The organism is Streptomyces sp. PH9007, from assembly GCF_059813725.1.
Map to the genome: position 1 here is coordinate 4,796,310 of NZ_CM187440.1, position 26,463 is coordinate 4,822,772.

27 protein-coding genes and 2 riboswitches are annotated in these 26,463 nt (G+C 73.0%); of the genes, 15 read left to right on the top strand and 12 right to left on the bottom strand.

Translation table 11 applies throughout. From position 1 onward, the window contains the following. The first annotated feature begins 7 nt into the window (after positions 1-7). From ACTFAP_RS22225 to ACTFAP_RS22255, 7 genes are all read left to right on the top strand, one after another. The gene (locus ACTFAP_RS22225; protein ID WP_500467235.1) at positions 8-1,603 is read left to right on the top strand and encodes a nitroreductase family protein; all 1,596 of its coding nucleotides are present in this window, start codon (positions 8-10) and stop codon (positions 1,601-1,603) included. Positions 1,604-1,837: 234 nt separating this feature from the next. Then, on the top strand, positions 1,838-4,480 hold the full coding sequence (locus ACTFAP_RS22230; protein WP_500467236.1) for a lantibiotic dehydratase: 2,643 nt from the start codon (positions 1,838-1,840) through the stop codon (positions 4,478-4,480). Continuing rightward, positions 4,480-5,541, top strand: a complete 1,062-nt coding sequence (locus ACTFAP_RS22235) for a lantibiotic dehydratase C-terminal domain-containing protein (RefSeq protein ID WP_495682077.1) — start codon at positions 4,480-4,482, stop codon at positions 5,539-5,541. Before ACTFAP_RS22230 ends, ACTFAP_RS22235 begins: the two co-directional genes overlap by 1 nt. Next, positions 5,523-6,641 carry a peptidase M50 gene (locus tag ACTFAP_RS22240; protein ID WP_500467237.1) on the top strand — a complete coding sequence of 373 codons (1,119 nt, stop codon included), beginning with the start codon at positions 5,523-5,525 and terminating at the stop codon, positions 6,639-6,641. Before ACTFAP_RS22235 ends, ACTFAP_RS22240 begins: the two co-directional genes overlap by 19 nt. 37 nt (positions 6,642-6,678) lie before the next feature. Beyond that, complete coding sequence (locus tag ACTFAP_RS22245; RefSeq protein WP_390123567.1) at positions 6,679-7,584, top strand: ABC transporter ATP-binding protein; 906 nt, start codon at positions 6,679-6,681, stop codon at positions 7,582-7,584. Between the two features lie 19 nt (positions 7,585-7,603). Beyond that, entirely contained in the window at positions 7,604-8,359 is a 756-nt protein-coding gene (locus ACTFAP_RS22250) for an ABC transporter permease (protein WP_500467238.1), read from the top strand. A 15-nt stretch (positions 8,360-8,374) separates the two neighbouring features. Continuing rightward, positions 8,375-10,243 (top strand): TOMM precursor leader peptide-binding protein, encoded by a 1,869-nt coding sequence (locus ACTFAP_RS22255; protein WP_500467239.1) that lies wholly within the window; start codon positions 8,375-8,377, stop codon positions 10,241-10,243. Between the two features lie 443 nt (positions 10,244-10,686). Here the strand turns inward: ACTFAP_RS22255 and ACTFAP_RS22260 are convergent, their stop codons facing one another. Then, complete coding sequence (locus tag ACTFAP_RS22260; RefSeq protein WP_500467240.1) at positions 10,687-10,902, bottom strand: hypothetical protein; 216 nt, start codon at positions 10,900-10,902, stop codon at positions 10,687-10,689. 197 nt (positions 10,903-11,099) lie between these two features. Here ACTFAP_RS22260 and ACTFAP_RS22265 point away from each other — a divergent pair, with 197 nt between their 5' ends. Continuing rightward, positions 11,100-12,440 carry a helix-turn-helix domain-containing protein gene (locus ACTFAP_RS22265; RefSeq protein ID WP_500467241.1) on the top strand — a complete coding sequence of 447 codons (1,341 nt, stop codon included), beginning with the start codon at positions 11,100-11,102 and terminating at the stop codon, positions 12,438-12,440. On the opposite strand, the gene ACTFAP_RS22270 is transcribed toward ACTFAP_RS22265, so the two are convergent. The 3 genes from ACTFAP_RS22270 to ACTFAP_RS22280 all read right to left on the bottom strand — a co-directional run bounded on the left by ACTFAP_RS22270 (position 12,437) and on the right by ACTFAP_RS22280 (position 14,152). After that, the gene (locus tag ACTFAP_RS22270; RefSeq protein WP_500467242.1) at positions 12,437-13,051 is read right to left on the bottom strand and encodes an HAD-IA family hydrolase; all 615 of its coding nucleotides are present in this window, start codon (positions 13,049-13,051) and stop codon (positions 12,437-12,439) included. The two genes, ACTFAP_RS22265 and ACTFAP_RS22270, sit on opposite strands and share 4 nt — an antisense overlap. Before the next feature lie 59 nt (positions 13,052-13,110). After that, the gene (locus ACTFAP_RS22275; protein WP_500467243.1) at positions 13,111-13,845 is read right to left on the bottom strand and encodes a class I SAM-dependent DNA methyltransferase; all 735 of its coding nucleotides are present in this window, start codon (positions 13,843-13,845) and stop codon (positions 13,111-13,113) included. Between the two features lie 130 nt (positions 13,846-13,975). Beyond that, positions 13,976-14,152, bottom strand: coding sequence for a thiazolylpeptide-type bacteriocin (locus ACTFAP_RS22280; RefSeq protein WP_030733737.1), 177 nt, complete (start codon positions 14,150-14,152; stop codon positions 13,976-13,978). A gap of 176 nt (positions 14,153-14,328) precedes the next feature. Between ACTFAP_RS22280 and ACTFAP_RS22285 the strand changes: the two genes are divergently transcribed. Continuing rightward, positions 14,329-15,666 (top strand): amidohydrolase, encoded by a 1,338-nt coding sequence (locus tag ACTFAP_RS22285; protein WP_500467244.1) that lies wholly within the window; start codon positions 14,329-14,331, stop codon positions 15,664-15,666. After that, positions 15,656-15,928 carry a hypothetical protein gene (locus tag ACTFAP_RS22290; protein ID WP_046724895.1) on the top strand — a complete coding sequence of 91 codons (273 nt, stop codon included), beginning with the start codon at positions 15,656-15,658 and terminating at the stop codon, positions 15,926-15,928. The genes ACTFAP_RS22285 and ACTFAP_RS22290 overlap by 11 nt, the downstream gene beginning before the upstream one ends. Before the next feature lie 49 nt (positions 15,929-15,977). Here ACTFAP_RS22290 and ACTFAP_RS22295 read toward each other — a convergent pair whose 3' ends face one another. Beyond that, on the bottom strand, positions 15,978-16,973 hold the full coding sequence (locus ACTFAP_RS22295; RefSeq protein WP_495682086.1) for a LuxR C-terminal-related transcriptional regulator: 996 nt from the start codon (positions 16,971-16,973) through the stop codon (positions 15,978-15,980). A gap of 462 nt (positions 16,974-17,435) precedes the next feature. After that, positions 17,436-17,624: a CsbD family protein gene (locus ACTFAP_RS22300; RefSeq protein WP_500467245.1), complete on the bottom strand. Its 189-nt coding sequence runs from the start codon at positions 17,622-17,624 to the stop codon at positions 17,436-17,438. Positions 17,625-17,764: 140 nt separating this feature from the next. Between ACTFAP_RS22300 and ACTFAP_RS22305 the strand changes: the two genes are divergently transcribed. The 3 genes from ACTFAP_RS22305 (at position 17,765) to ACTFAP_RS22315 (ending at position 18,646) form a co-directional block, all read left to right on the top strand. Next, the gene (locus tag ACTFAP_RS22305; protein WP_030733745.1) at positions 17,765-17,935 is read left to right on the top strand and encodes a hypothetical protein; all 171 of its coding nucleotides are present in this window, start codon (positions 17,765-17,767) and stop codon (positions 17,933-17,935) included. Between the two features lie 81 nt (positions 17,936-18,016). Then, positions 18,017-18,265 carry a DUF6186 family protein gene (locus ACTFAP_RS22310; protein WP_390123582.1) on the top strand — a complete coding sequence of 83 codons (249 nt, stop codon included), beginning with the start codon at positions 18,017-18,019 and terminating at the stop codon, positions 18,263-18,265. A 9-nt stretch (positions 18,266-18,274) separates the two neighbouring features. Next, on the top strand, positions 18,275-18,646 hold the full coding sequence (locus tag ACTFAP_RS22315) for a DUF6256 family protein (protein ID WP_500467246.1): 372 nt from the start codon (positions 18,275-18,277) through the stop codon (positions 18,644-18,646). 19 nt (positions 18,647-18,665) lie between these two features. Here the strand turns inward: ACTFAP_RS22315 and ACTFAP_RS22320 are convergent, their stop codons facing one another. The 5 genes from ACTFAP_RS22320 to gcvT form a co-directional block, all read right to left on the bottom strand. Next, positions 18,666-19,100 (bottom strand): hypothetical protein, encoded by a 435-nt coding sequence (locus tag ACTFAP_RS22320; protein ID WP_500467247.1) that lies wholly within the window; start codon positions 19,098-19,100, stop codon positions 18,666-18,668. Positions 19,101-19,653: 553 nt separating this feature from the next. Continuing rightward, on the bottom strand, positions 19,654-21,036 hold the full coding sequence (locus tag ACTFAP_RS22325; RefSeq protein WP_500467248.1) for an L-serine ammonia-lyase: 1,383 nt from the start codon (positions 21,034-21,036) through the stop codon (positions 19,654-19,656). A gap of 70 nt (positions 21,037-21,106) precedes the next feature. Then, entirely contained in the window at positions 21,107-22,378 is a 1,272-nt protein-coding gene (gene glyA / locus ACTFAP_RS22330; protein WP_500467249.1) for a serine hydroxymethyltransferase, read from the bottom strand. A 14-nt stretch (positions 22,379-22,392) separates the two neighbouring features. Then, on the bottom strand, positions 22,393-22,773 hold the full coding sequence (gcvH, locus tag ACTFAP_RS22335; RefSeq protein WP_262833958.1) for a glycine cleavage system protein GcvH: 381 nt from the start codon (positions 22,771-22,773) through the stop codon (positions 22,393-22,395). A gap of 102 nt (positions 22,774-22,875) precedes the next feature. Further along, positions 22,876-23,985, bottom strand: a complete 1,110-nt coding sequence (gene gcvT, locus ACTFAP_RS22340) for a glycine cleavage system aminomethyltransferase GcvT (protein ID WP_500467250.1) — start codon at positions 23,983-23,985, stop codon at positions 22,876-22,878. Between the two features lie 58 nt (positions 23,986-24,043). Then, a riboswitch (glycine riboswitch) is annotated at positions 24,044-24,133 on the bottom strand. Position 24,134: 1 nt separating this feature from the next. Next, positions 24,135-24,229: riboswitch (glycine riboswitch) on the bottom strand. Positions 24,230-24,342: 113 nt separating this feature from the next. Between gcvT and ACTFAP_RS22345 the strand changes: the two genes are divergently transcribed. Together ACTFAP_RS22345 and ACTFAP_RS22350 are read left to right on the top strand one after the other, a co-directional pair. Continuing rightward, on the top strand, positions 24,343-25,146 hold the full coding sequence (locus tag ACTFAP_RS22345) for an enhanced serine sensitivity protein SseB (RefSeq protein WP_500467251.1): 804 nt from the start codon (positions 24,343-24,345) through the stop codon (positions 25,144-25,146). Continuing rightward, positions 25,143-25,862: an enhanced serine sensitivity protein SseB C-terminal domain-containing protein gene (locus ACTFAP_RS22350; RefSeq protein ID WP_500467252.1), complete on the top strand. Its 720-nt coding sequence runs from the start codon at positions 25,143-25,145 to the stop codon at positions 25,860-25,862. Before ACTFAP_RS22345 ends, ACTFAP_RS22350 begins: the two co-directional genes overlap by 4 nt. Here ACTFAP_RS22350 and ACTFAP_RS22355 read toward each other — a convergent pair. After that, the gene (locus ACTFAP_RS22355; protein WP_500467253.1) at positions 25,838-26,401 is read right to left on the bottom strand and encodes a GNAT family N-acetyltransferase; all 564 of its coding nucleotides are present in this window, start codon (positions 26,399-26,401) and stop codon (positions 25,838-25,840) included. The genes ACTFAP_RS22350 and ACTFAP_RS22355 overlap by 25 nt on opposite strands. Between the last annotated feature and the right edge of the window lie 62 nt (positions 26,402-26,463).

The window sequence follows — 26,463 nt, forward strand, 5'->3', positions numbered from 1 at the left end:
GCAGACCATGGGGTACGCCCATGACTACGCGGACGCGATCATGTCGCGCGGCCGGGTGCCGATGGAGCCGGCCGACTTCGTACCCAACTGGAGCGACGGGCCGCGCAAGACCAAGTTCTACCCCGGCACCGAGATCCTGCCGCTGCCGCGGGACGACGGCTTCCCGGACGACGCGACGCTGGCGCGGGGCCTGACCGGGAGCGTCCAGGGGGGCGCGGGCTTCACGCTGCCCGCGCTGTCCGGGCTGCTGCGGGACTCCTACGGGCTGACCGGGCGGCGGCTCGGGGTCCAGGCCAACACCGACCTGAGCGCGCTGCCCAGCTACCCGATGGCCAACTGGTCACGGGGCACCGCCTCCGGCGGCGGGCTCTACCCGGTCGCCGTCTACTGGGCTCCGGGCGCGCACGGCCCCGGACTGCCGGGCCTGCACTACTACTCGGCGCGGCACCACGGGATGCGGCGGCTGCTGACCGGCGATGTGACGGGGGAGATCCGGGCGGCGCTCGGCCCGGACGCCCCGGCGGCCGACAGCTACCTGCTGCTGGGCATCAAGTACTGGCAGAACGCGTTCAAGTACAACAGCTTCTCCTTCCACGCGGTGAGCATGGACCTGGGTGCCCTGCTCGGCACCTGGCGGATGTGGGCGCGGGCGCGGGGCCTGAAGATCGAGCCCGCGCTGTGGTTCGACGAGGCGCGGCTGCAACGGCTGCTGGGCGTCGAGGCGGAGGCGGAGGGCGTCTTCGCCGTGGTGCCGCTGTCCTGGGCGGGCGGCGGAGGCCGCCCCGAGCCGTCCGCTCCCGCACCGGGCTCCGTGGCGGTGCGCCACCGGGACGCCGAACGCTCCCGCACCGTCCTCAGCTTCGACGCGCTGCGCAAGATGCAGCGCGCCACGGCGGCGGGGGCCACGGACCGTCCGGCACCCGGCGCGCTCGCCCCGGCCGCCGCGCGTCCGCCGGCGGCCGACGGCGCGGTGTGCGCACTGCCGCCGGCCGCACCGCTGACCATGACCGTACGGGGCGCGCTGCGGGCCCGGCGCAGCAGCTTCGGCCGGTTCGCCGCCCAGCGCCCGCTGAGCGCCGCCCAGCTGACGGCGGCGCTGGCCGCCGCGCACGCGGGCGCCTCGCTCGGCGGCGACTCGGGCGCGGCGGGCGGCGGGCCGGAACTGGCCACGCTGTACGCCTTCGTCAACCACGTGGACGGGGTCGAGCCGGGGGCGTACGCCTACGACCCGCAGCGCGGCGCGCTGCGCCTGGTGAGCGCCGGGCCGCCGGGACCGTTCCTCCAGAAGAACTACTTCCTGTCCAACTACAACCTGGAACAGGCGGGCGTGGTCCTGGTGCCCACCCTGCGCACCCACGCGGTCCTGGACGCCGTCGGCGACCGCGGCTACCGCGTCGTGAACGCCACGGTGGGGGCCATCGCCCAGGCCACCTACACGGCCGCCGCGGCGCTGGGCATCGGCTGCGGGGTGGCGCTCGGCTTCGACAACATCTCCTACCGCGAGGAACTCGACCTGCTGGGCACCGACGAGGCCCCGCTGCTGATCATGCTCCTCGGCCACGAGCGCCCCGCACCCGCCGACTTCCGCTACGAGATCGCCTGACGGACCGAAGGAGACCACCCCCGTGCGGAGCACTCCCCACCCCCCGCCCCCGGCCCCGGCGACGGCGGACGGTTCCCCCAGGAGCCACCGCCGGGCCGGATCCGGCCCACCCGCGCCCCCGCGACGGACGCCGCCACCCCCGCGCCCGGCCCGGCGCGCGCCGGTGGCGGCACCGGCCGTGCGGGCCGGCGCCGCCGTACCCGGCTCCCCGCGTCACCCCGGGAGGTGCGGGCGATGACGCTCGGACGGCGTTTCATGGTGCGGGTCGGCGGGCTGCCCGTCGAGAGCGTGCGGGGGCTGCGCGCTCCCGCGTCGCGCGCGTGGGCGGACGAGGTGCTGGAGCGCACCGAGCGGCTCGCCGCCGAGGGCGAGCGGATCGGGGATCTGCTGCACGACCTGGTCGCGCGGACCGGAGCGGAGGACGGCGGCGCCCGGCGTGCCCTGCTGCGGCTGCGGCGCGAGGTGTTCAACAACCGGCTGCCGCGTGACCCCGCCGCCGGTCTCGCGCTGGTCGGCGGCCTCGACCCGGCGGCCGGCCGGGCCCTGGAGTCCTGGCTCGGCGACCGGGCCGCGCTCGCCGACCGTACGGAGCAGGGCGCCGCTCTGCTGTCCGCCGAGACCGCGGCGGCGCGCGCCGCGCTGCGCGCACTGGCGGCCGAGGAGCGGCTGCGCTCCGGCCTGCTGCTGGCCTCGCCCGCGCTCGACGCCCAGCTCGACGGCTATCTGCGCGCCCCGGGGGACGACAAGCGGTCGCGGAAGATCGAACGGTCGCTGCTCGCCTACCTCTACCGCACCGCCTGCAAGACCAGCCCGTTCGCCACCTTCACCGGCGTGGCCCCGGGCGAGTTCACCGACGAGGACGCCACCGCCACCGACCGTACGCTGCACGCCGCCGGGCCCTGGCACAGTCACCCGCGTCTCAACGTGCTGGCCCTGGGCCGTATCGCCGAGGCGATCACCGCCGACCCCGCCCGCCGCGCCGACCTCCCGGTGGCCCTCGCCTCCGGCTGGGGCCGCGAGGAGGACCGGGTCCGCTACGTCCGCCGCTGGGTGACCGCCGGGGACGACGACACCGCCGTCACCTTCGACACCGTCAAGGACCGGCTGTTCTTCCTGCGCCGCAGCGGCGCCCTGGAGCGGATGCTCGGCCTGTTCGAGCGCCGCCCGGAGCTGCGGCACGGCGAACTCGCCGCCTGGCTCGCCGAGGTCAGCGGCGCCGACGCCGCCGAGGTGGACCGCTACCTGGGCGCCCTGCTCGACGTCGGCATGGTGCAGATCCCGGCGCTGCGCACCCAGGCCCACGACACCGATCCGCTGCGCGCCTTCCAGGACTCCCTGCGCACCCTGGGCCGCGCCTGGGCGGACGACGTCGCCGCAGCCCTCGACGCACCCGCCGCCGCCCTGGACCGCTACCCGGACGCGGACCCCGCCGAGCGCCGTACCCTGCTCGCCGAACTGCGCGCCCACCTCGCCGCCGTGCAGACCGGCCTGGGCGCCACCACCGCGCGCGTACCGCGCACGCTCCTGTACGAGGACGCCCTCGCGCCCGCCGTGCGCACCCCGCGCGCCGCCTGGGAGCGGCCCCTCGGCACCGGTCTGCGCGCCGTCGAACGCGTCCTGCCCGCCTTCGACCTGACGCTGCCGCAGCGCATCACCTTCCAGGGGTTCTTCCTGGCCCGCTACGGCCGTGGCGGACGCTGCGACGACCTGCTGAAACTGGTCCACGACTTCCACGAGGACTTCTTCGACCAGTACCTGTCGTTCTCGGCCCGCCGCACCCCCTTCGACGCGCAGGGACGCTACGTCCCCGAGCCCAACTGGCTCGGCCTGCCCGCCCTGGGCGCCCTGGACGCCGCACGCCGCGCCTTCACCGACGGCGTCCGCGCCCGCTGGGACCGCCACCAGGACACCGGCCCCGACGAGGACCTCGTCCTGGACGGCGCGCTCCTCGACGAGGTGGCCGACGCCCTCGGGCCCGCCGCGCACGGCCGCCAGTACTACAGCCACCACGTCCAGCTCGCCGGCTCGCGCGCCGTCCTCAACCGGTCCTACGGCGGTCTGTCCTTCCCCTTCAGCCGCTTCACCCACGCGCTGGGCGCTGAGACCACCACGGCGCTGCGCGAGCGCAACCGCGCCCTCCAGCCGCCCGGCGCCGTCTTCGCCGAGGTCACCGGCGGGCCGGTGACCTCCAACCTCAATCTGCACGCCCGGCTCACCGATCACGAGATCGTGTGCCCCGGGGAGACCAGCTCCGCCCCCGAGGAACACCGGCTCCACCTGGAGGACCTCTATCTGGAGCACGACCCCGCCGCCGACCGGCTGGCGCTGCGCTCCACCCGGCTGGGCGGCACCGAGGTCATCCCCGTCTACTTGGGCTACCTCGTCCCGCTCGCCCTCCCCGAGGTGCCGCGCACCCTGCTGCTGCTGTCCCCCAGCTCCATGGCCCCGGTCGATGTGTGGGGCGGGGTCCCGGAGTCCGAGCCGCGCGAGGGCGTCACCCGCCGCCCCCGGGTGCGCCACGGCGAGCTGGTGCTGTCCCGCCGCCGCTGGAGCGCGCCCGCCTCCGTCCTGCCGCTGCGCGGGCCCGGCACCTCCGAGCAGGAGTGGTTCCTCGGCTGGCACCGCTGGCGGCGCCGGCACGGGCTGCCCGCGCAGACCTTCGTCACCGTCGCGGACAGCGGGGCGCGCGGCGCCACCGGCGCCAAACCGCAGTACCTGGACCTCGACAGCCCGCTGTCGCTGGTCGCCTTCGAGGCCCTGCTGAAGGCGCCGTCCGCCAAGGCCGTTTTCCGCGAGGCGCTGCCCGGCGAGGACGCGGCCCTCACCCGTACCGAACGCGGCACCCATGTCGCCGAGCTGTCCGTGGAGACCTTCTGATGACGACGCCGACGACACCGACGACGCCCCCGGCCACCACCGGCGGCGCCTGGCAGGCCACCCACATCCACTACGCCGCCAACCCGCGCCCCCTGCTGCTGCACTGCGTGCGCCCGCTGGTCGCCGCACTGGAGGCGGACGGGCTGCTGGCCAACTGGTTCTTCATCAACTACTGGCTGGAGGGCCCGCATGTGCGGCTGCGCCTGAAGCCGGTCGACGCCGCCGCCGAACCCGAGGTGCGCCGCCGCACCGCCGCCGCCGTGGACGCGTTCCTCGCCGAGCGCCCCGCCCTGTACGAGGTGGACGCCGGCTTCCTCAAGGATTTCTACAACCAGCTCTTCGAGATCGAGTTCCCCGAGGACGAGCGCGGCGCCTATCTGAACCCCGAGGGGCAGATGAATCTGCGCCCCAACAACAGCCACGCGCCGATGCCCTACGAGCCGGAGTACGGCAAGTACGGCGGCCCGGCCGGGATCGAGCTGGCCGAGTGGCACTTCCGGCACTCCAGCGACCTGGTCATCGACGCGTTCCGCACCAAGAACCTGCATCTGCGCACCGTGCTGCTGGGCACCTCGGCGCAGCTGATGACGGTGATGTCGGCGGCGTTCATCCCCGGCGAGCCGGAGCTGGCCGCGTACCTCGACGACTACTACACCTTCTGGCACCGGGCGTTCCCGGGCACCGGGTTCATCGGCTCCACCGAGTACGAGCGCAAGGCCGACGACGTCGGGCCGGAGCTGGCCCGCTGGTACACCCGTATCCGCGCGGCGCTCGCCGCCGGGGAGCCGGACCGGCTGCCCGGGTTCCTGGCGGGCTGGGCGACGCACTGCGTGCAACTGCGCGAGCGGGCGCACGCGCTGGCGCTCTCCGGGGACCTGGTGTTCCGGTCCTGGGAGGGGGACCGCGAGGAGCGCGTCACCGACCCGGACGAGGCCCTGGTCCGGCTGCTCTCCCCGTACATGCACATGACCAACAACCGGCTGCACGTCACCATCCAGGACGAGGCGTACCTCTCCCACGTCCTGGGCCGCGCGCTGCGCGGATGGGTGATGACCTCATGACCGGGGCCGCCGCCACGGCCGACTACCGCCCGGCGCTGCGCGCGGGCGTGCTGCTGAGCGAACCCCTGCTGTACGGGCCGCGCACCGTCCACCTGGTGCACCACCCGGGCAGCGAGCAGTCGTTCGAGATCGGCGTCCGCGAACACTTCCTGCTGACCCGGATGGACGGCCACCGCACCCTGGACGAACTGGGCACGGCGTACGCGCGGGAGTACGGCCGGCGGCTCGGCGACGCCCACTGGCGCCAACTGCTGGCCCTGCTCGGCACCAGGGGCCTGCTGGCGGGCGCCCCCGAGAGCCCCGCCCCGCCCGCCGCGCAGCGCCCCGCCAACCGGCTGCTGCGCGGCTCCCTCCCGCTGGTCGCCGACGCCGACGCCACCGCCACCCGGCTGCACCGCGCCGTACGCCCGCTGCTCGCCGCCCGCTGGATCGCGCCGCTGCTGGTCCTGATCGCCGCCATGGAGATCACCCTCGCCCTGCACGCCGGGGCCCTGCTGGACGGCGCCGTCGCCGTCCTCACCCACCCGGTGCTGCTCGCCGCCGTCTTCGCCCTGCTGTGGCTGAGCACCGCCGCCCACGAACTCGCCCACGGCATCACGGCCCGCCACTACGGCGGAACAGTCGGCGAGATCGGGTTGCGCTGGCGGCTACCGATGGTGATCATGTATTGCACGGTTGACAACTACCGCTATCTGGCGACGCGTTGGCGCCGTATCCATGTCGCGGCGGCCGGGGCCGTGATGAACGCCCTGTTTCTGCTGCCCTTCTTCGTGTGGTGGCTGCTCGCCCCGGACGGCGCCACCTCCGACGCCCTGGCCGGGCTGCTGTTCCTCGGCTCCCTGCACGCCTTCACCATGCTCATCCCGCTCCCCCCACTGGACGGCTACACCATCGTCTGCCAAGCGGTCGGCGCCACCGGCCTCGCCGGCTCCAGCCGCACCTACCTCACCGCCGTCCTGCGCCGCGACCGAACGGCGCTGGCCGGCCATCCGCCCCGCGCCCGCCGGGTGTACGGGGCCTACGCCGCCGCCGCCCTCGCCTCCGTCGCCGCCGCTCTCGCCGTCATCGCCCTCCTCGCCCACGCCACGCTCACCCGCTGAACCACCGAACACCGAACCGCCCGAAGGAGATCCCCCCGTGCCCACCCCCGACCCGGCCGTCGAACTGTCGGACATCCACAAGAGTTACGGCGCCAAACGTGCCGTGGACGGCATCTCCTTCACCATCGCCCAGGGCGAGTTCTTCGGCCTGCTCGGGCCCAACGGCGCCGGCAAGACCACCCTGATCGAGATCATGGAGGGCCTGCGGCAGGCCGACGCGGGCACCGTCACCGTCCTCGGCCACCGGCCCTGGCCCCGCGACATCGCCCTGCTGCCCCGCATCGGGCTCCAGACGCAGAGCTCGGCGTTCTTCGTCCGGCTCACCGCCCACGAACACCTGCGCACCGTGGCCGCCCTCTACCGCGCCGACCGCGCGGCGGTGGACCGTACCCTGGCCCGCGTCGGGCTCACCGCCCAGGCCGACGTCCGCGTCGAGGACCTCTCCGGCGGCCAGCGGCAACGCCTGGCCATCGCCTCCGCGCTGGTCCACGACCCCGAGCTGATCTTCCTGGACGAACCCACCGCCGCCCTCGACCCGCAGGCCCGCCGCGAACTGTGGCAGGTGCTGCGCGAACTCAAGGGCGCCGGCCGCACCATCGTCTACACCACCCACCACCTGGACGAGGCCGAGGCGCTGTGCGACCGGGTGGCCATCGTGGTGGACGGACGGATCACCGCGCTCGACACCCCCAACCGGCTGATCGCCGCCGGCTCCGCCGCCACCCGCCTGGTGGTCCCCGCCGACCGGCTCACCCTGGAGGCGGCCGGCGCCCTGCCCGGCGTCATCTCGGCCACGCTCGACGGCGACGCCGTGGTCCTGGAGACCGCCGACGCCGGCCCGCTGCTCGCCGCCGTGGAGAAGGCCGCCGGCGGCCTGCACGGGGTACAGACCCGCACCGCCACCCTGGAGGACGTCTACCTCCAGCTGACCAACCAGCCCTGAAGCGACGGAGTACGACACCATGAGCGCCTACGCGGCCCTGAGCGAGGCCGGCTACCGGGCCTACACCCGGGACAAGACCACCCTCTTCTTCACCTTCGCCTTCCCGCTCCTCTTCCTGGTGGTCTTCGGGCTGATCTTCAGCGGCCAGACGGTGGAGGAGAGCGGGCGCCCCTACATCTCCTACATCGCGCCCGGCGTGCTGTCCTGGGGCGTGGCCAACGCCGCCGTCTTCGGCGTCGGCTTCGTGCTGATGCAGTGGCGGCGCGACGATCTGCTGCGCGTCATCCGGATGACCCCGACCCCGCTGACCACGGTGCTCGGCTCGCGCTACGTCCTGTCCATCGGCATCGGCCTCGTCCAGGCGGTGCTGTTCGTCGCCGTCGCCCTGCTGCCCGCCTTCGGCCTGGAACTGGACGGCGGCTGGCCGCTGGCCGTACCGGTCCTGGTGCTGGGCATCACGGCGTTCCTGGCGCTGGGCGTGATCGTCGGCAGCTTCGCCCGTACCCCCGAGGCGGTGGCGGCGGTCGCCAACTGCCTGATGGTGCCGATGGCGTTCCTGTCCGGCTCGTTCTTCCCGCTGGACGCGATGCCGTCCTGGATGCAGACCCTGTCGTGGATCTTCCCGCTGAAGTACCTCAACGACGGCGTCTCCGCCGCGCTCACCGGCTCCGGCGGCGGCACCGACATCGCGGTGGGCGCCGCGGGACTCGCCGGGTTCGCCGTGGTGTTCGGCGCGCTCGCCCTGAAGACCTTCCGCTGGAGCGACCGCACCTGAGAAGGGGCCACCCACATGCGTCTCCCCACCGCCACCGCCACCCCGCTGGAGGCGGCCCGCGCCCAGCTGGCCACCGCCCTGGGCACCCCCGTGGTCCCGCTGGGCGCCGGCGACGCGCTCCAGACCGCCGGGCCCGACCCGTACGCCGCCGAGCGGCCCGCCGCCACCGTGCACCTCAGCTCCCGCGCCGTCCTGCTCGGGCCGTGGGGTCGCCCCGGCGCGGGCGGCGGCTGCGGCCACTGCCTGGCCATCCGCTGGCAGCGGCTGCGCTCCCGCTCCGAACGGGAGGCGCTGGAACTGGGCTTCGACCCCGACGGGGCCACCGCCTGGCCGGTGCTCACCGCGTACGCGCTAGACGCGGTGCGGGCCGCCCGCACGGCGCTCGCGCCCCGCGCACTGCCGCCCGGCGAACCCGCCCGCGTCACCCGGATCGACCTGAACACCCTAGCCCTGGCCACCTTTCCGCTGCTCCCCGAACCGCTGTGCCCGCACTGCGTACGGCCGGCCCCCGCGTCCGCCGAGCGCGCCCGGATGCGGCTGACCCCCTCACCCCGGACGGCCGGGCACCGTACCCGTCCGCTGGCCTCGTTCCCGCTGCCCGAGAACGCCCTCGCCAACCCGGTGTGCGGCGCGCTCGGTTCGCGCACCGAACTCAACCCCGTCTCCACCACCACCGCCCCCGTCTCCGGCAGCCACTTCGTGCGCGGGTACGCCGGTCTCAACGACGTCACCTGGAGCGGTCAGGCCTCGCGCTACGAGACCAGCCGCCGGCTCGCCTTCCTGGAGGGCCTGGAACGGTACGCCGGCACCCACGCGCGGCGCGGCCTCCAGCCGGTGCGCGGCTCGTACCACGACCTGCTGCGCGCCCACGGGGAGCGCCAGGTCCTGCACCCGGCGGACTGCGGCCTGTACGCCGAGACCACCTACCGCGAGGACCCGCTGCTCTCCCCGTTCGACCCGGACCGTGAAATCCCCTGGCTGTGGGGGCACTCGCTGGGCAAGGACCACCCCGTCCTGGTGCCGGCCCGGCTGGCGCACTACGGCGCGGGGGAGCGGGCCGACAACTTCGTCTTCGAATGCTCCAACGGCTGCGCCACCGGCGGCACCCTGACCGAGGCGATCCTGTTCGGGCTGCTGGAACTGATCGAACGCGACGCGTTCCTGGTCGCCTGGTACGGGCGGACCCGCCCGACCCGCATCGACCTCGACAGCTGCCGCGACCCGGCCATCCGCACCGCCCTGGACCGGGCGGAACTGCTCGGCTACGAGGTACGGGCCTTCGACACCCGCGCCGACCTGCCGGTACCGGTCATCACGGGTCTCGCGGTACGCCGCGACGGCGGCCCTGGCTACCTCTCCTTCGGCGCGGCGGCGGCCCTGGACGCGGAGTCGGCGGTGGACAGCGCGCTCTCCGAGGTCCTCACCTATATCCCGCACCTGCCCTACCAGGTGGGGGAGCGGCTGGCGGAACTGCGGGCGATGGCACGGGACTACACGAAGGTCGAGCATCTGAAGGACCACGCCCAGCTGTACGGCCTGCCGGAGATGGCCGAGCACGCCCAGCACTTCCTCGCCCCCGCCACGGCCGTCCCCCTGGCGGACGCCTTCGCCGACTGGGAGGCGGTCCGGCCGCGCACCGGCGACCTGCTGGACGATCTGCACGTGCTGCGCGACGCGCTGGCCACCGCCGGACACGACGTGATCGCCGTGGACCAGACCACCCCGGAACAGGCGGCGATCGGCCTGCACACCGTCGCCACCCTCGTCCCCGGCCTGCTCCCCCTGGACTTCGGCCACCGGCGCCAGCGCGCCCCGCTGATGCCCCGACTCCACCGACTGGCAGGCACGAAGGACCTCAACCCGGCCCCGCACCCCTTCCCCTAGCCTCCCGACCGCTGACATCGGGCGTCAGATAACGGGTCACATCGATGGCCGTCCCGCTGTGCAGGACGACGGATTCACCGGTATCCAGCATCAACTTCTTCTTTCCGGGAGGAACATGCCGCAATGACTCGACCCGCCGCGTCGTCCCGCCGATGCTGATCAGATCCCCGCAACGAACCCTGTTCGCGGTCACGCAGAGCAACCCGACGACGGCGCCTCGCGCCGGCACACCACTCATCGCCCGGCTCCGCCGTACGTCCGGGTGACGGTCATCCACGATCCCCGGTTCATCGTGAGTGCCTCTCCGCTTGCGAACAGCACCCGTCGCCCGCCTTCTCGCAGCCGCACGAGATCCACCACGACCAGCAGTCGCCCGCCGACGGTGAACACGTCCCCGCACAACACCGTCTCGGCCGTGACATCCACGGCCCGCCCCGGGCCCCTCACCGCACACCACCGGGCTCGCGGGGCAGCAGATCCTCCACCAGCGGATTCCACTCCCGCCCACCACCGAGCGGACGCACCCACGCACGCCGCACCTGCTCGTCCTCCCCGGGCGGATAACCGACATCCATCACCCGCCCCAGTTGTTCCAGCCGCCGGTCGTAGACGATCGCTCCTCTGCGGAGCCAGGCCGCCCCCCTGGATGTGTCTGTCATATTCTTTCTCCTCATTTCGCGACCGGCCCATGTGGGCGTAATCGTCCCGCGACGCTCCGTGTCCTCCCAAGGTCCTTGTGCCGCCGCATCGCTGAACTTCCACCGAACTTCGTCCCCGATCCAGCGGGGCCGTCCCCCATCGACTGCCAGACTGTGCCCGGTACGCCTCTGAGGCGGGTGAGCCGTTGGAGTAAGGCATGGCAGCGATCGTTCACTGGAGCGGACGAGAGATCCGGGCACTGCGTCAAGCCCAGCGGATGAGCCTGCGCGCTTTCAGCGAGCATCTGGGCGTGAGCGAGCGCATGGTCTCCAAGTGGGAAGCGGGTGGTCCGGCGATCACCCCTCGCCCTGTCAATCAGGCCGCACTCGACACCTCTCTCGCGTCTGCGGCCGCCGATGTCCATGAACGGTTCGCTGTGCTACTGGACTCGGCCGTCGGCACGCCTGACGAAGAAGGGCAGCGGGAGACCGGGGAGCAATGCCCGAGCGCTACTGATGGTTGCCGTTCCACACCGGAGGTACAGGACCAGGGAGAGGAGGAGGAGATGAAGAGACGTTCTCTGATGCGTGGTGCTGTGGCGGCCGGTGTGGCCGCTCCCGCCGTGGCCGCACTCGTCTCGGCCCGGCAGGAACTTGACGCGGCGTTGTCCGACGAGAGCACAGCGGACATCGCGTACTGGGAGTCCGTCGCGGAGCGCTACGCGTACGGATACAACGGTCGTGCTCCCGCCGGGATACTGGCGGAAATCGCGGTGGATCTGGGGCAGTTGCGGCCTGTGCTGAGTCACGCCAGGACAGTCGCCGCGCGCAGCCGACTGTGCCATGTCGTGTCGAGACTGGCCGGGGTGGCGGGCATCGTGCTGCATGATCTCGGCGACCATCGGGAGAGCACTCAGTGGTTCCATGCCGCCGGTCGGGCTGCTGAGGAGAGCGGAGACGGGGACCTGCAGGTGTGGGTGAGGGCCAGAGGAGCGATGGTTCCACTGAACTTCGGTGCCCCCGCACTCGCCGGGAGCCTGGTCGAACCGGTCCTCGCCCTGGGCACGCGCCACACGTCCGCCGCTCGTGTGCTGGGCTGTGCCGTGGCGGCTCGCGCGTATGCGGCAACCGGTGACCGGGAGAGCGCGCTGACCGCTGTGAACGAAGCTGAGTCGGCAGTGGAAAGACTCGGCGTTGGAGACCGTGCCGATTCCTGGTTCGGGTACCCGCCTCAGAAGCATCATGTGCACCTGTCGCAGGCCCTCACTTTGCTCGGCGAGACACGACGTGCCTACGCCCAGCAGGATCGGGCCCTGGAACTGTCGCGCAGCCCCAGCGTCATGACGCGTGGCCTGATCGCCTTCGACCGAGCATCGTGTCTCGCTCAGGACGGGGAGACGGAGGAAGCGGTGTCTGTTGCGGCGGATGCCTTCGAGGCACTGCCACCGTCCTATCGTGACGGTCTGACCCACGCGCGCGCCACAGCTGTCCTGCGGTTGGTGTCCCGCACACCGGAATCCGATCGCTTGCGCACCGCGCTGGAATCCGCGGTCGGTTAGCCGATGGCGAGAAGTCGGGCGAGCTGACGCACGGTGTTGTCGGATTCGGCGGCGTGCAGGGTGGTGATGCCCAGTGCCGCCGCCGGGGGGAGGTTGGCGGGGGCGTCGTCGACGAAGACACATGCGGTGGGAGGGAGGCCCATGCGAGCGAGAACGAGTTCATAGATCTGGGGGTCGGGTTTGGCGATGCCCTCACGTTCGGAGATGACCGCCACGTCGAAAAGGTCCCAGACCCCCATGTGATCGTAGGGATCGTACGGGTCCAGGCCGAAACTGTTGGACAACATGGCTACGGTCATTCCCGCCGAACGGGCGGACCCGGCAAGGTCGATCATCTCCTGGGCCGGGGTCACGTGTGCCCAGGCGCGGCCCATCAGATTCGTGCCGTCGTCCAGACCGAGCAACTGCGAGGTGCGCAGGTTCCATTCGGTCTGGGACATCCGACCGGACTCCAGCGCTCCGTACCATTCCCGTCCCTCCGGGTGTTCCACCAATGCGTGTCGCCAAGAATTCGGTGGCAGCCCCTGAGAAACGCACCAAGCGCGTTGCGATGTGCCCGTGCCCGAGGTCAGGACACCGGCGAAGTCAAGAATGAGCCCCTGATAGGCCACGATGCCCCCTCGGACCGTCGTCCCGGGACAGCGTGTCCGGCAGGGGGCGTGGCCAAACGCTACACGCGGCGGGCCGTGGTGATGATCTCGACGCTGGTCTCCGTCACCGGGGAGCCGTCCCAGTCGCCGTGCTGGGTAACGATCTCCAGGCCGGCTTCGGAGAGGAAGGCGGCCAGCTCCGGGCGTTCCAGGAAACGCAGGGTGGAGTGACTGAGTTCGGGCGGGCCGCCGTCGGTCGTGTAGCTGGTGGTGAAGCTGACCGTGCCGCCGCCGACCGCCCTCACCCGGTGCTCGGAGCGGATCAGCTCGCCGCCGGGACCGGTCACCTCGCGGCCGTGCTCGGGCGTCCAGCGCTCCCAGGCGCGATCCGCCGGGTTGCGGGTGTCGAACGCGAACCGGCCGTCCTCGCTCAGCAGCGAGCGGATCGCCGCGAGATTCGCGCGCAGTTCGTCATCGGTGACGAAGACCTGGAAGGCATGGCCCGACATCACCACCAGATCGAACGCGCCTTCGGGCGCGGCCGTGGACAGATCGCCGTGGATCCACTCGATGTCGGTGCGGGCGCGCGCCACTTCCAGCATCCCGTGGGCCGGGTCGAGCCCCGTCAGCCGCCCGGTGTGCCCCGCCTCGCGGGCCCGGTGCAGCAGCATCCCGGTGCCGCAGCCTACGTCCAGCACCCTGCGCGCCGCCATCACCAGCGGGAAGTAGTAGGAGAAGTCGCCGCGCGGATCCCACGGGCAGAACAGGTCGTACAGGGCGGCGAGGCTCTCGTCCTCGAACTGTCGGTCGGCCATCGCGGCAGTCTGACCGGCGATCCGGCCCCCGGGCAACGGATTTACGACGACCACGACCGTGGCGGCGTCGGCCGCACACGCGAAAGGCGGCCCCCCGCGGGGAGCCGCCCGGACCGCTCGGTGCCCTGGATCAGGCGGAGCAGGAGGTGGTGCTCGTGGTGCTGGAACAGGTCGAGGTGGAGGAGCAGGAGGTCGAACCGGCGAGCACGACCTCGGACTCGTCCGAGTAGTCCGAGATCTCGAAGGTCTCCGACTCCAGCTCCAGGATCTCGTCGGCGAGGGTGGCCAGCTCGGGCTTCTTCGACATGGGAATCTCCTTCGGGGAAAGCGGCATTCGACCCCGTGGCACCGCCGGTCACGGCGGTACGCTTGGGCACCTGTTCATTCCAGCCGCACCCGCTGGCAGATGGGCCCGCCAACCGCTGTCAGTACGCTGACACCTTCTGTCGGTGGCCTGACCGGCCGCTGTGGCGCCGCACCGCGATGATCGATGCCCCGCTGAGTGAGGAGGGAGCCGCCGTGGCCGTACCGCCCACCGTGGCGCCCGATGTGCTCCGCCCCGCGCTTGAGCTGTATCTCGCCCTGCACAGCCACCCCGAACTCTCCGGCGCCGAGCACCGCACCGCCGCGCTGTTCGCCAACTGGCTGGCCGAGGACGGCTACACGGTCACCCGGGGCATCGGCGGCCACGGCGTGGCCGGCGTGCTGCGGCGCGGCGCGGGCCCCGTCGTCATGCTGCGCGCCGAACTCGACGCCCTGCCGGTCACCGAGGAGACCGGGCTGAAGTACGCCAGCACCGTGCCCGGCGTCATGCACGCCTGCGGCCACGATCTGCACCTGGCGGCGCTCGCCGGCGCCGCCCGCACCCTGGCCCGTACCGACTGGCACGGCGGCACCGCCGTGATCGTCGGACAGCCGGCCGAGGAAACCCTCACCGGCGCCCGGGACATGCTCGCCGACGGCCTGTACGAGCGCATCGGCGGCCCGCCCGACGCCGTACTCGCCCAGCACGCCGCGCCCTTCCCTGCCGGACACCTCGCCCACGCCGTGCCCGGCGCACCCGTGCTGGCGGGCAGCGTCACCCTGGACGCCGTGCTGCACGGACTCGGCGGCCACGCGGGGGCCCCGCAGCTGACGGTGGACCCGGTGCTGACGGCGGCGGCCGCCGTGCTGCGCCTGCAGGGCATCGTGGCGCGCGAGATCGCCCCGGCGGAGCAGGCGGTGCTGACGGTCGGCCGGCTGCGCGCCGGGGACCGCGCCAACGTGGTGCCGGACCGGGCCGAACTCGGCATCAGCCTGCGGGCGTTCGGCGAACCCGTACTGGAGCGGATGACCGCCGCCGTACGGCGCGTGCTGCGGGCCGAGAGCGATGCGTCGGGGGCGCCGCGGCCACCTGATCTCACCGAGACCTCACGGTCACCGGTGCTGGCCCCCGACGCGGGGCTGACCGCGGCGCTGCGCGCCGCACACGGGGAGTTGTTCGGAGAGTCCAGGGTGTCCGGCCTGCCGCCGGGGACCGCGACCGAGGACTTTCCGTGGTTCGGGCCCGCTGGCGCGGGCGCCGGGCTGCACGGGGGACGGGGCATCCGGAGCGCGTACTGGATGCTGGGTACGGTCGGCGCCGCGCAGTGGCGCGCCGTCCTCGCCCCGGCCGGTGGGACGGATCAGCCCGTCGCACCGCCGCCCAACCACTCGCCGCGGTTCGCCCCGGACGTCCGTACCGCCCTGCCGACCGGCATCGGGGCGATGACCGGGGCGTTCCGGTGTGCTCTGCGGCACTCCCGGGAGACGGTCGGAGGCATCGAACAGCATGTTCCGTGAGCATGAGCAGCGCCGGCACGGGCGCGAACACCCCGTGCACCCCGTGGACGTCATCGCGGTGCGCCGCGACGAGCGGGCCCCCGGCGGTGAGACGACCGCCCTGCGGCTGCTGTGGCTGCTGCCCGCGCAACTGTCCTGTCACGCGGTGCGGGTGGAGCCGGACCGGGTACGGCTGCGGTTCGACGTGGACGCGGCGGCGGCGCGCGAGGCGGTGCGGCGGGCGCTGGCGGACACGGCGCTGCGCGGCTGGGCCCAGGAGTAGCCGGGCGGGGTACGGGTGGGTGCGGGCGCCGGGCGGTCCGGTCGGCGCGCTAGATCCAGCCGCGCTCGCGGGCGAGCAGGGCGGCCTGCGCGCGGCTGGTGGCGCCGAGCCGGCGCATCACATCGGCGATGTAGCGGCGGTAGGTACGTACCGACACCCCGAGACCCCGGGCGCCGGCCTCGTCCTTGCCGACCGTGCACATCAGCTGCAGGACGCGCAGTTCACCGTCCGACAGCGGCGCGACCTCCTCGCCCGGCCGCTCCAGGCGGACCCCGATGTCCTCGGCGCCCTCCCAGGTCTTCTCGAACAGCCCGACCAGGTTGGCGACCAGCGTGGTGCCCCGGGTGAGCAGCGCGCCCCGGATGGAGTCCCACGGGTCGAGCGGCATGAGGGCGGAGTGGCCGTCGAAGACCAGCACATGCTCGGTGACGGTGTCCGCGATCCGCATCCGCGCGCCGTGCGAGACCAGCTTGCTCAGCATGGCGGCGGTCGGCTGATGGTCCAGCGCGGCGGCCGGGACGACGGCGCGGATGCGCACGCCGCGGCGCAGCGCGCGCAGGGCCAGCGGCTCGCAGTAGGCGACGCGTTCGGCGGGGACCTCGCCCATCGGCTCGGCGTACAGGACCTCGTGGCGGGTGAAGAACGCCAGGTCGTCGATGCGGTCGCGGATCTGCGGCCAGCCGTCCAACTGCTCGATGCCGCGCGGCGCGTTGTGCCGTACGGGGGTCTCCGCGCGTAGTGTGGCGAGAATGTGCTGATTCTGCGTGAGCCGCTGCACCTCCTGGTACAGCTCGCGCAACCGCAGTTCGGCGAGCCGGGCGACGGCGGTCTCGGGGGCGGCGGGGGTGATACGGCCCGGGGCCGTCCCGGGTCTCAGCAGGCCGAGCCCCGCGAGCTTGTCGAGTGCGGCGCGGACGGTCTCCTCGCCGAGGTCGAGCAGCCGGTGCAGATGGCCCGGGGTCGTGTCCGGGTTGCGGAGGAAATGCCGGTACACGGTCTCATCCGCCGCGGAGATTCCGAAGACCGCCATCTCGTGGGCATGCACAACTGAACCTCCTGGTGTGGGGGACATGAGGAGACCTGGTCTCAGAGTAAAGGCGCAAACTGTGACGGTGGTCGCCCAAGGCCAAGAAAACTCCTGCCCGTTGGGGGCAGGTGATGAACGCTCGGCGAATGGCCGGTAGCTGCCTGAACCGGCCTCGGGCCGGCCTTGCGGATGTTTCCGCAGGGTGAGCGGGTGCGGGGCGCGGCGGGACGGCGGCGGCTGCCACACGACGGGGCGACGGGCGGCGCGTGATGGGCGGACGATGGCGAGATCCGGCCACCGGCTCGGCGCGCCACGCTGCCGCCGCCCCCGGAACACGCGAAAGCGGCGCCCCCCGGGAGGGGGCGCCGCTGAACGCTCACGGGACGGCCGGTCGGTCACCGCCGGTCCTGATCGCCGCCGGGGGCGGGCTCGCGCCACGGCCCACGACGGACTCCGCTCCGGGTGGCGGAGGGAACCCGGTCAGCGTTTGAACGCGTCCTTCGCGTCCTTGAGCCGTTCACGCATCGACCGCTCGTCGCTCCCGGCGCGCTTGGCCCGCTGGTCGGCGACCTTCTCCCGGGCCCGGCCCAGCGTCTCCTTCGCCCGGCCGCTCACCTGCTCGGCCTTGGCCTTGGCCTTCTGCTTGTTCGCATCCGACTTCTCGCTCACGGTGCCGCACCTCCTGTGCTGCTCGTACAGCTCGACAACGGGTACTCCCTCCCGCCTCACCCGGACCACCCGGGTTTAAACCACCCGGGAGCCCGGGGTACCCGAACGACTCCGGAGCGGATCACGAGGAGGAATGATTCATGGTTCCGATGCTGTTGGTGCTGCTGCTCGCTCTCGTCCTGTTCGGGATCGGCTTCGCCGCGAAGGTCCTGTGGTGGATCGCGGTCCTGGTGCTGATCGTGTGGCTCGCGGGCTTCATCGTCCGCCCCCTGACGGCGCACGGGCGCCGGGCGCGCTGGTACCGATGGTGACCAGACGCTGACCGACGGTGCGGGGCGCGGCTTCGGCCGCGCGTCCCGGCCCCGTCGCGGAGGGTGCGGAACGATGGCCACATGCCTCAAATGCCACATCACGCCCAGGCCGGCTATCTGGTGTGGGCCATTCTCTTCGCCTGCCTGTTCGCGTGGGAGGCCATCGGCCTGATCAACCCCACCGACTCCTTCCCCACCCTCAGCCAGACGCTGAAAGCGGTGATGCGCTACCAGATCGGCCGCTGGGTGCTGTTCACCGCCTGGCTCTGGTTCGGCTGGCACGCGTTCGTCCAGGGCTGGCACTTCCTGCTCCGCGGCCCGGAGCTGTAACCGGACGCCATGGCGGACAGGATCGCGATCGGCATCGTCTGTGTCGTCTACGTACTGCTGATGATCTACCTCGCGACGGGCGTGCGGATTCTCCGCGCCGAACCCCAGGCCCCGCCGCGCCGCCGCCGTCCGGAGCGCCGCGGCCGGCGGGAATTCCTGCGCCAGGTCATCGGCACGTACGTGGGCGGCTGGCTGCTGCTCATGGTGGTGATCGTCGGCTACTACGGCGGCCTGGCCCGCCACAACCCGTCCTTCGTGCTGCACGCGGTCACCGGCACGCTCGCCCTGCTGGGCCTGACACTCCCGCTCTTCCTCGCCGCCTCCTGGGCCGCCACCCGCCGGGCCAGCCGCCGAGCCCCGCCGCCGGGGGCGGAACCCTGAGCGGACGGCGGGGGAGGGCTCAGACCCCGAGGAACGCCCGGCCGTGCCGCGCCCCGGCTGCCGGGTCCCCCACGGTGCCGGTCACCGCGGCCACCAGCTCCTCGGTGAGATCGGCGTCGGCGTCGATCAGCGCGTCGATGGCGGCGGCCGGGGCCTGGGGCTCCCGGTCCAGCGCGCCGGTGATCCGGCGGTGGGTGCGCTCCCGGCTCAGCGCGGGAAGACCGATGGCGCGGAAACCGTCCTCGATGGCGTAGTCGGCGCGCTGCCACCGCACCCCGTCGAAGCCGTAGACGAAGCCGATGAAATCGTAGGACCGGACGGCCTCCCGCGCCGGGGGCGCCCACCAGTCCGGCGTGCCCACCAGCGGGTCGAAACCCTCCTCGGGCTCGGGCGAGCACTCGTGGTCGTGGCCGACCAGCACGGCGCGCCCGTCACCGAGATGGTGCAGGTCCACCCCAGTTCCCCCCGGCGTCGTCGTAGTGCCACACCCCGTCCCGCGCCCAGCAACCCCGCCCCGACCGCAGCGCACCGTTCACGGCCGCCCACGCGGCCCACCGCCCGCGCAACTGTCCGGGCGTGGGCAGATCCATCACCACAAGCGTCACGATGACCCCCTCGCATTCCTGTCGTACGCCTGTCATCCCATCAGAGGGACAACGCACCACCAGAAACACCCACCCCAACACCCCATGGCGGCGCCCAGCCCTTCCACCCCACACCACCCCCACAACACCCGCCACCCACCGGCCACCACGAGCCGCCATCCCGACACGCGCGGGGAGCACGCGAACAGTGCGTGGGGTGGGTGGCGGCTGTAGGGACCATCCCCGCACGCGCGGGGATGGTCCCCCGGACTCGCCTCGGCACTGGCTCAAGGTCGGCTGCTCCCCCGCCCGCGCGGGGATGGCGCAAGACCGCGAGGTCTTGTCCGGCGCCGCTTCGCGTCCGCCGAGTGTCCGTCCCACCGGAAGGGCTCGCCACACCCGCCGGCGCCGCCCGCCCGGGGCTCAGCACTCGATGATGTTCACCGCGAGGCCGCCGCGGGCCGTTTCCTTGTATTTGATGCTCATGTCGGCCCCCGTCTCCTTCATCGTCTTGATCGCCTTGTCCAGCGAGACGTGGTGCCGCCCGTCCCCGCGCAGGGCCATCCGGGCCGCCGTGATCGCCTTGACCGCCGCCATGCCGTTGCGCTCGATGCACGGGATCTGCACCAGGCCGCCCACCGGGTCGCAGGTCAGGCCCAGGTTGTGCTCGATGCCGATCTCCGCCGCGTTCTCCACCTGTTCCGGCGTGCCGCCCAGCACCTCCGCCAGCCCGCCGGCCGCCATCGAGCAGGCCGAGCCGACCTCGCCCTGGCAGCCGACCTCGGCGCCCGAGATCGAGGCGTTCTCCTTGAACAGCATCCCGATCGCGCTCGCCGCCAGCAGGAAGCGCACCACTCCGTCCTCGTCCGCGCCGGGCACGAAGTCCAGGTAGTAGCGCAGCACCGCCGGGATGATGCCCGCCGCGCCGTTGGTGGGGGCGGTCACGACGCGGCCGCCCGCCGCGTTCTCCTCGTTGACGGCCATCGCGTACAGCGTCACCCACTCCAGGGCCGACTCCGCCCGCGCGCCCTCCCCGCGCAGCTTGCGCGCCACGCCCGCCGCGCGCCGGCGGACCTTCAGGCCGCCCGGCAGGATGCCCTCCTGGGTCAGGCCGCGCGCCACGCACGCGTCCATCACGCCCCAGATGCGCAGCAGTTCGGAGCGGATCTCCGCCTCACCGCGCCACGCCTTCTCGTTCTCCAGCATCAGCGCGGAGACCGACAGGCCGGTCTCCCGTGTCAGCCGCAGCAGTTCGTCGCCGGTGCGGAACGGGTGCCGCAGCACCGTGTCGTCCAGCCGGATCCGGTCCGCGCCCACCGCGTCCTCGTCCACGACGAAGCCGCCGCCCACCGAGTAGTACGTCTTCTCCAGTACCACGGCGCCGGCCGCGTCCAGCGCCGTCAGCCGCATGCCGTTGGCGTGGTAGGGCAGTGACGTGCGCCGGTGCAGCACCAGGTCGGTGTCCGGGTCGAAGACGATGGCGTGGCTGTCCCCTATGTCGGACCCCAGCAGCCGCAGCCGCCGCTCGGCGCGGATGTCCGCGACCCGCGCGTCGGCCCCCGCCACGTCGACGGTGTCGGGCGCGTACCCCTCCAGGCCCAGCAGCACCGCCTTCGGCGTGCCGTGTCCGTGCCCCGTGGCGCCCAGCGAGCCGAACAGCTCGGCGCGTACGGCGTGCGTGGGCGCCAGCGCGCCCTCCTTCTTCAGCCGGTGCGCGAACATCCGCGCCGCCCGCATCGGGCCGACCGTGTGCGAGCTGGAGGGGCCGATGCCGATGGAGAACAGATCGAAGGCGGACAGAGCCATGGGGTCCACTCCTTACAGGGGGACGGGGTGGTGGGACGCGTACCCGTGCGGGCCGCGTCCCACCACGGGCCTAGCGGCCGGGGTAGAGCGGGTGACGGTCGGCGAGCGCGGTGACCCGGGCCGCCAGCTTCGCGGCGGTGCCCTCGTCGTACCCGGGGAGCAGTGCCTGCGCGATGATGTCGGCGACCTCGCGGAAGTCCTCGGCGCCGAAGCCGCGGGTGGCCAGCGCCGGGGTGCCGATGCGCAGCCCGGAGGTCACCATCGGGGGACGCGGGTCGTTGGGGATCGCGTTGCGGTTGACGGTGATGCCGATGGAGTGCAGCCGGTCCTCGGCCTGCTGTCCGTCCAGCGCGGCGTCGCGCAGGTCGACCAGCACCAGGTGGACGTCGGTGCCGCCGGTCAGCACGGAGATGCCCGCGCCCGCCACGTCGGCCTTGACGAGCCGCTCGGCCAGCAGCCGGGCGCCCTCCACGGTACGGCGCTGCCGCTCGGCGAACTCCTCACCCGCGGCGATCTTGAACGCCACCGCCTTGGCGGCGATCACGTGCTCCAGCGGGCCGCCCTGCTGCCCGGGGAAGACCGCCGAGTTGATCTTCTTGGCGTGCTCCTTGCGGGAGAGGATCACTCCGCCGCGCGGGCCGCCGAGCGTCTTGTGCGTGGTGGTGGTCACCACGTCCGCGTGGGGGACGGGGCTGGGGTGCAGCCCGGCGGCCACCAGGCCGGCGAAGTGCGCCATGTCCACCATCAGCAGCGCGCCGACCTCGTCGGCGATGCGGCGGAAGGCGGCGAAGTCCAGCTGCCGGGGGTACGCGGACCAGCCGGCGATGATCAGCTGCGGCCGGTGTTCGGCGGCGAGCGCCGCGACCTCGTCCATGTCGACCAGGCCGGTGCCGGGGGCGACGTGGTAGGGCACGACGTTGTACAGCCGGCCGGAGAAGTTGATCTTCATCCCGTGGGTGAGATGCCCGCCGTGCGCCAGGTCCAGGCCCATGATGGTGTCGCCCGGCTTGATCAGCGCGGCCATCGCGGCGGCGTTCGCCGAGGCACCCGAGTGCGGCTGCACATTGGCCGCCTCCGCCCCGAACAGCGTCTTCACGCGGTCGCGGGCCAGGTTCTCGATGACATCGACGTGCTCACAGCCGCCGTAGTAGCGGCGCCCGGGGAGACCCTCGGCGTACTTGTTGGTGAGCACGGAACCCTGCGCCTCGAGCGCCGCCACCGGAGCGAAGTTCTCCGAGGCGATCATCTCCAGGGTGGACTGCTGGCGGCGCAGCTCCGCGTCGACGGCGGCGGCGACCTCCGGGTCCAGCTCGTGCAGGGACCGGTTCAGTACGGACGACATGACAGCGGCTCCCCTCAGCCCTGGGTGAAGGCGGCGTAGCCGTCGGCGTCCAGCAGGTCGCCGGGCAGCTCGCCGTCGATGCGGACCTTGAACAGCCAGCCACCCTCGAAGGGGGCGGAGTTCACCAGCGCCGGATCGTCGCTGACCGCGCCGTTGATCTCGGTGACCTCACCGGTGACCGGGGAGTAGAGGTCGCTGACCGACTTGGTGGACTCCAGTTCGCCGCAGCTCTCACCGGCGGTGACCGTGTCGCCCACCTCGGGGAGCTGGACGAAGACGACATCGCCCAGCGCGTCGGCGGCGTAGGCGGTGATGCCGACCGTGGCGACACCGTCCTCGACGGCCGACAGCCACTCGTGTTCCTTGCTGTAGCGCAGCTCGACAGGGTTGCTCATGGGATCGATTCTCCTCGATGGTGACAATGCGGGAGGAAAGCGGGGATGAGGGGGCGCGGGGCGTACGGGTGAGGGGGGCGGCGCCGGGGCGCGCCCCGGCCGTTACTTCTCGCGCCGGTAGAAGGGCAGCGCCACGACCGCGAACGGCTCCCGGGCGCCACGGATGTCCACCGCGACCTCCGTACCCGGCGCGGCGTGCGCGGCGTCCACGTACGCCATGGCGATCGGCGAACCCAGGGTGGGGGAGGGGGCGCCGGAGGTGACCTCGCCGATCACCGTGCCCGCCGCGTCCACCACCTGGTAGCCGGCCCGCGGCACCCGGCGGCCCGCGCCGGTCAGGCCCACCAGGCGGCGCGGCGGGTCGCTCTGCGCCCGCTCGGCCGCCGCCTCCAGCGGCGCCCGGCCCACGAAGTCGCCGTCCTTGTCGAACTTCACCACCCGGCCGAGCCCCGCGTCGAAGGGCGTGGTCGCGGCGGTCAGCTCATGCCCGTACAGCGGCATCCCGGCTTCCAGGCGCAGCGTGTCGCGGCAGGACAGGCCGCAGGGCACCAGGCCGTACGGGGCGCCCGCCTCCGTCAGGGCCCGCCACAGCGGCTCGGCGTCCCGCGGCGCGACGAACAGCTCGAAGCCATCCTCGCCGGTGTACCCGGTGCGGGCGATCAGCGCGGGCCGGCCCGCGACGGTGCCCGGCAGGCCCGCGTAGTACTTCAGGCCGGCCAGGTCGGCGTCGGTGAGCGAGCCCAGGATCGCGGGCGAGGCCGGGCCCTGCACGGCGATCAGCGCGTACGCGTCCCGGTCGTCGCGCACCTGCGCCTGGAAGCCCTCGCCGCGGGTGGTCAGCGCGTCCAGCACGATCTGCGCGTTGGCGGCGTTGGCGACCACCATGTAGTGCTCGTCCGCCAGCCGGTAGACGATCAGGTCGTCCAGGATGCCGCCCTCGGCGTCGCAGATCATCGTGTACCGGGCGCGGCCCACCGCCAGCGCCGACAGCTTGCCGACGAGCGCGTGGTCCAGCAGCCGCCCGGCCTGCGGCCCGGTGACCGCGATCTCCCCCATATGGGAGAGGTCGAACAGGCCCGCAGCGGTGCGCACCGCCTGGTGCTCGGCACGCTCACTGCCGTACCGCAGCGGCATCTGCCACCCGGCGAAGTCGGTCATGGTGGCGCCCAGCTCGCGGTGGAGGGCGTCGAGCGCGGTGATACGGGACGTCATGAGGTGGCTCCAGAGGGTACGGGCGGCGGGCGGTGCGCGGTCGCGCGGATACGGCTCGCCCTCCCCATCTGTCATCGGCACCTGAGAGGTTCGCCTTGCGGCTTGCACCGTGGGTGGGGCCCGTTCGGGGGCCCGCTTTTCAGATTCGCCTTCCGCGCGCGGTATCGGGGCCTGAGAGATTCAAGGGAGGACTTGCTCCTTCGGCGCCCCGGTCGTGGACCGGGAACTCTCCCGCGCGTGGTCGAACGGCCATTGTTCGATTGTCCTGCGGTTGTTGTGCGGCTCATCATCGCATGACGGCCCTCACTGAGCCATTAGGGTGCCCTACAGATCCGGATCAGATGGTGGTGGGACGAGATGAACGAGCGTTGGCAGGGCTCCGCGCCCGGACAGGACGGCGGCGTGGACATGGGAGCGGCCGGCGGGGGCGGCTGGCCCGGCAATGAGCTGGAGCACGCGCTGGCCGCCTCGGTCGGCGTGCCGGACGCCGCGCCCCGGCTGCTCCAGGTACTGGGCCGCAGCCCGGTGTGGGTGCCGCTGCCCGAAGGCGGCGGCCCGGACAGCCGCAGCCTGGACCTGCCGACGATCGAGCTGGACGGCGGGGTGTACGTCCCGGTCTTCAGCTCCGCGGAACAGTTCCGGCTCGTCGTCGGCACCCACATGTCCTTCACCGTCGCCCCGGTCAAGGAGTTCGCCCGCGGACTGCCGCCGCAGGCCGGCCTCGCCGTCAACCCCGGCGGCACCGTCGGCGTCCCGGTCCCGCCGGAAGGCGTGGCCCAGCTGTGCCGGGACACCCCGGGCGAGCGCGTGCCCGGGGCGCCCTCCGGCGCCCGGATGCGCCTGTTCGAGCCGGATTGGCAGCAGGAGCCCGTCGACTTCCTGGCGGCGGCGGCCGGCGAGCTGTCCGCGCTGCCGTACGTGCGCACCGCGCGGCGCGGCCTGGCCAGCGCGGAGGGCGGCGCCCCGGCGCTGTTCATCGGCCTGGAGCTGGACGAGCTGGCCGAGGAGTACCGGATCGGCAGCCACGACGCGCTGGGCCGCGCCCTGGCGCGCGGCGCGGTGCCCTGGCCGGTCCAGCTGGTGCTGCTGGACGCGGTGACCGACCCCGTCGTGGACTGGCTGCGCCACAGCGTGCAGCCGTTCTACCGGCGGGACGCATGACCGAAGCCCAGGGGGCGATCGAGGAACTGCTTCCCCGGGTGACGGCCGACCGCCCGGACATCTACGAGACGCTGCTGGGCGCGCTCGCGCGCGGCGAGGTGTGGATGCTGCTGTGGCACGGCAGGCCCGGCGACCCGGACGCCCAGTACGGCAGCGTCGAGGTCGCCGGCCACGGCTACGCGCCGGCCGTCACCTCGCCCGCCGAGCTGGCCGCCAGCGGCTGGCCCCGGGACCACGAGGTGATCGGCGGCCGGGACATCGCCGCCGCCCTGTACCCCGACCACTGGGGGCTGTGGCTCAACCCGCACACCCCCGGCGGCGGCCTCGGCATCCCCTGGGCCGATCTGCGCCGGATCGCCGGCGGCCTGGACCGGTTGCCGGCCGGCCCGCTGGTGATCACCGAGCCGACCGCGCCCGCGGAGCCCTTCTACCGGCGGCTCACCGACGAGGCACGCCGTACCCCCGTGCTGCGCAGCCTGCGGCGCGGCTGGGTGCGGCCCGCCGTGGGCGGCGCCTATCTGGTGATCGGCCTGGAGGTGGACGACCCGGGGGAGGCGGCGGCCGAGTCGGTGCGGCGGATGATGGCGCGGGCCGTCGAGGCCGTCCCGGACGGGCTCGCGGTGGCCACGGTGGCCATGGCCGACGCGTACGACCCGGTCGCCCTGTGGCTGCGCGCCAGGGCCCGCCCCTTCTACTCGGCGCCCACCGCCTCCTGAGCGGCGGGCACCGGCACGGTCGGGGCCGGCGCGCCGGAGTGCGCCGTGAGCGGCCGCTGCCAGTAGCTCACATCGCGCCAGGACCCCATCTTGTAGCCGTTCTCCCGGAACGTCCCCACCTGCCGGAACCCCAGCGACCGGTGCAGCCCCTCGCTGGCCGGGTTGGGCAGCGCGACCCCGGCGATCACCGAGTGGAACCCCTGCTCGGTGAGGAGCGCGAACAGCCGCTCGTACAGCGCCCGCCCCAGGCCCCGCCCGTGCTGCCCGGGCGCCAGGTGCACGGCGCACTCCACGGTCCAGGCGTAGGCGGCACGCGCCTTCCAGGGGAACGCGTAGCTGATTCCGGCGACCTCGCCGTCCACCTCGGCCACCAGCCAGGGGTGGGTACGGTGCCCCTGCTCCCACTGCTCCAGCCACTCGTGCGGCTGCTGCGGCTCGGTGCGGAAGTTGGCGGCGGTGGTCTCGATGTAGTGGTTGACCACGGCGCACACCGCGGGCAGATCCTCGGCGGTCGCGAAGCGGATTCCGGCGGCAGTCATGGCGTTCATGCTGCCATCACGGTTTGCGCTGCCGGGTCCGGGTAGCAGGGGTACCGTGAAAG

What these genes read in the sequence shown, in the direction of transcription:
- ACTFAP_RS22225 (WP_500467235.1), top strand. Translation starts at nt 8, where the DNA reads ATGGGGTACGCCCATGACTACGCGGACGCGATCATGTCGCGCGGCCGG.
- ACTFAP_RS22230 (WP_500467236.1), top strand. Translation starts at nt 1,838, where the DNA reads ATGACGCTCGGACGGCGTTTCATGGTGCGGGTCGGCGGGCTGCCCGTC.
- ACTFAP_RS22235 (WP_495682077.1), top strand. Translation starts at nt 4,480, where the DNA reads ATGACGACGCCGACGACACCGACGACGCCCCCGGCCACCACCGGCGGC.
- ACTFAP_RS22240 (WP_500467237.1), top strand. Translation starts at nt 5,523, where the DNA reads ATGGGTGATGACCTCATGACCGGGGCCGCCGCCACGGCCGACTACCGC.
- ACTFAP_RS22250 (WP_500467238.1), top strand. Translation starts at nt 7,604, where the DNA reads ATGAGCGCCTACGCGGCCCTGAGCGAGGCCGGCTACCGGGCCTACACC.
- ACTFAP_RS22255 (WP_500467239.1), top strand. Translation starts at nt 8,375, where the DNA reads ATGCGTCTCCCCACCGCCACCGCCACCCCGCTGGAGGCGGCCCGCGCC.
- ACTFAP_RS22260 (WP_500467240.1), bottom strand. Translation starts at nt 10,902, where the DNA reads ATGACAGACACATCCAGGGGGGCGGCCTGGCTCCGCAGAGGAGCGATC.
- ACTFAP_RS22265 (WP_500467241.1), top strand. Translation starts at nt 11,100, where the DNA reads ATGGCAGCGATCGTTCACTGGAGCGGACGAGAGATCCGGGCACTGCGT.
- ACTFAP_RS22275 (WP_500467243.1), bottom strand. Translation starts at nt 13,845, where the DNA reads ATGGCCGACCGACAGTTCGAGGACGAGAGCCTCGCCGCCCTGTACGAC.
- ACTFAP_RS22280 (WP_030733737.1), bottom strand. Translation starts at nt 14,152, where the DNA reads ATGTCGAAGAAGCCCGAGCTGGCCACCCTCGCCGACGAGATCCTGGAG.
- ACTFAP_RS22285 (WP_500467244.1), top strand. Translation starts at nt 14,329, where the DNA reads ATGATCGATGCCCCGCTGAGTGAGGAGGGAGCCGCCGTGGCCGTACCG.
- ACTFAP_RS22290 (WP_046724895.1), top strand. Translation starts at nt 15,656, where the DNA reads ATGTTCCGTGAGCATGAGCAGCGCCGGCACGGGCGCGAACACCCCGTG.
- ACTFAP_RS22305 (WP_030733745.1), top strand. Translation starts at nt 17,765, where the DNA reads ATGGTTCCGATGCTGTTGGTGCTGCTGCTCGCTCTCGTCCTGTTCGGG.
- ACTFAP_RS22310 (WP_390123582.1), top strand. Translation starts at nt 18,017, where the DNA reads ATGCCTCAAATGCCACATCACGCCCAGGCCGGCTATCTGGTGTGGGCC.
- ACTFAP_RS22315 (WP_500467246.1), top strand. Translation starts at nt 18,275, where the DNA reads ATGGCGGACAGGATCGCGATCGGCATCGTCTGTGTCGTCTACGTACTG.
- ACTFAP_RS22325 (WP_500467248.1), bottom strand. Translation starts at nt 21,036, where the DNA reads ATGGCTCTGTCCGCCTTCGATCTGTTCTCCATCGGCATCGGCCCCTCC.
- glyA (WP_500467249.1), bottom strand. Translation starts at nt 22,378, where the DNA reads ATGTCGTCCGTACTGAACCGGTCCCTGCACGAGCTGGACCCGGAGGTC.
- gcvH (WP_262833958.1), bottom strand. Translation starts at nt 22,773, where the DNA reads ATGAGCAACCCTGTCGAGCTGCGCTACAGCAAGGAACACGAGTGGCTG.
- gcvT (WP_500467250.1), bottom strand. Translation starts at nt 23,985, where the DNA reads ATGACGTCCCGTATCACCGCGCTCGACGCCCTCCACCGCGAGCTGGGC.
- ACTFAP_RS22345 (WP_500467251.1), top strand. Translation starts at nt 24,343, where the DNA reads ATGAACGAGCGTTGGCAGGGCTCCGCGCCCGGACAGGACGGCGGCGTG.
- ACTFAP_RS22350 (WP_500467252.1), top strand. Translation starts at nt 25,143, where the DNA reads ATGACCGAAGCCCAGGGGGCGATCGAGGAACTGCTTCCCCGGGTGACG.
- ACTFAP_RS22355 (WP_500467253.1), bottom strand. Translation starts at nt 26,401, where the DNA reads ATGACTGCCGCCGGAATCCGCTTCGCGACCGCCGAGGATCTGCCCGCG.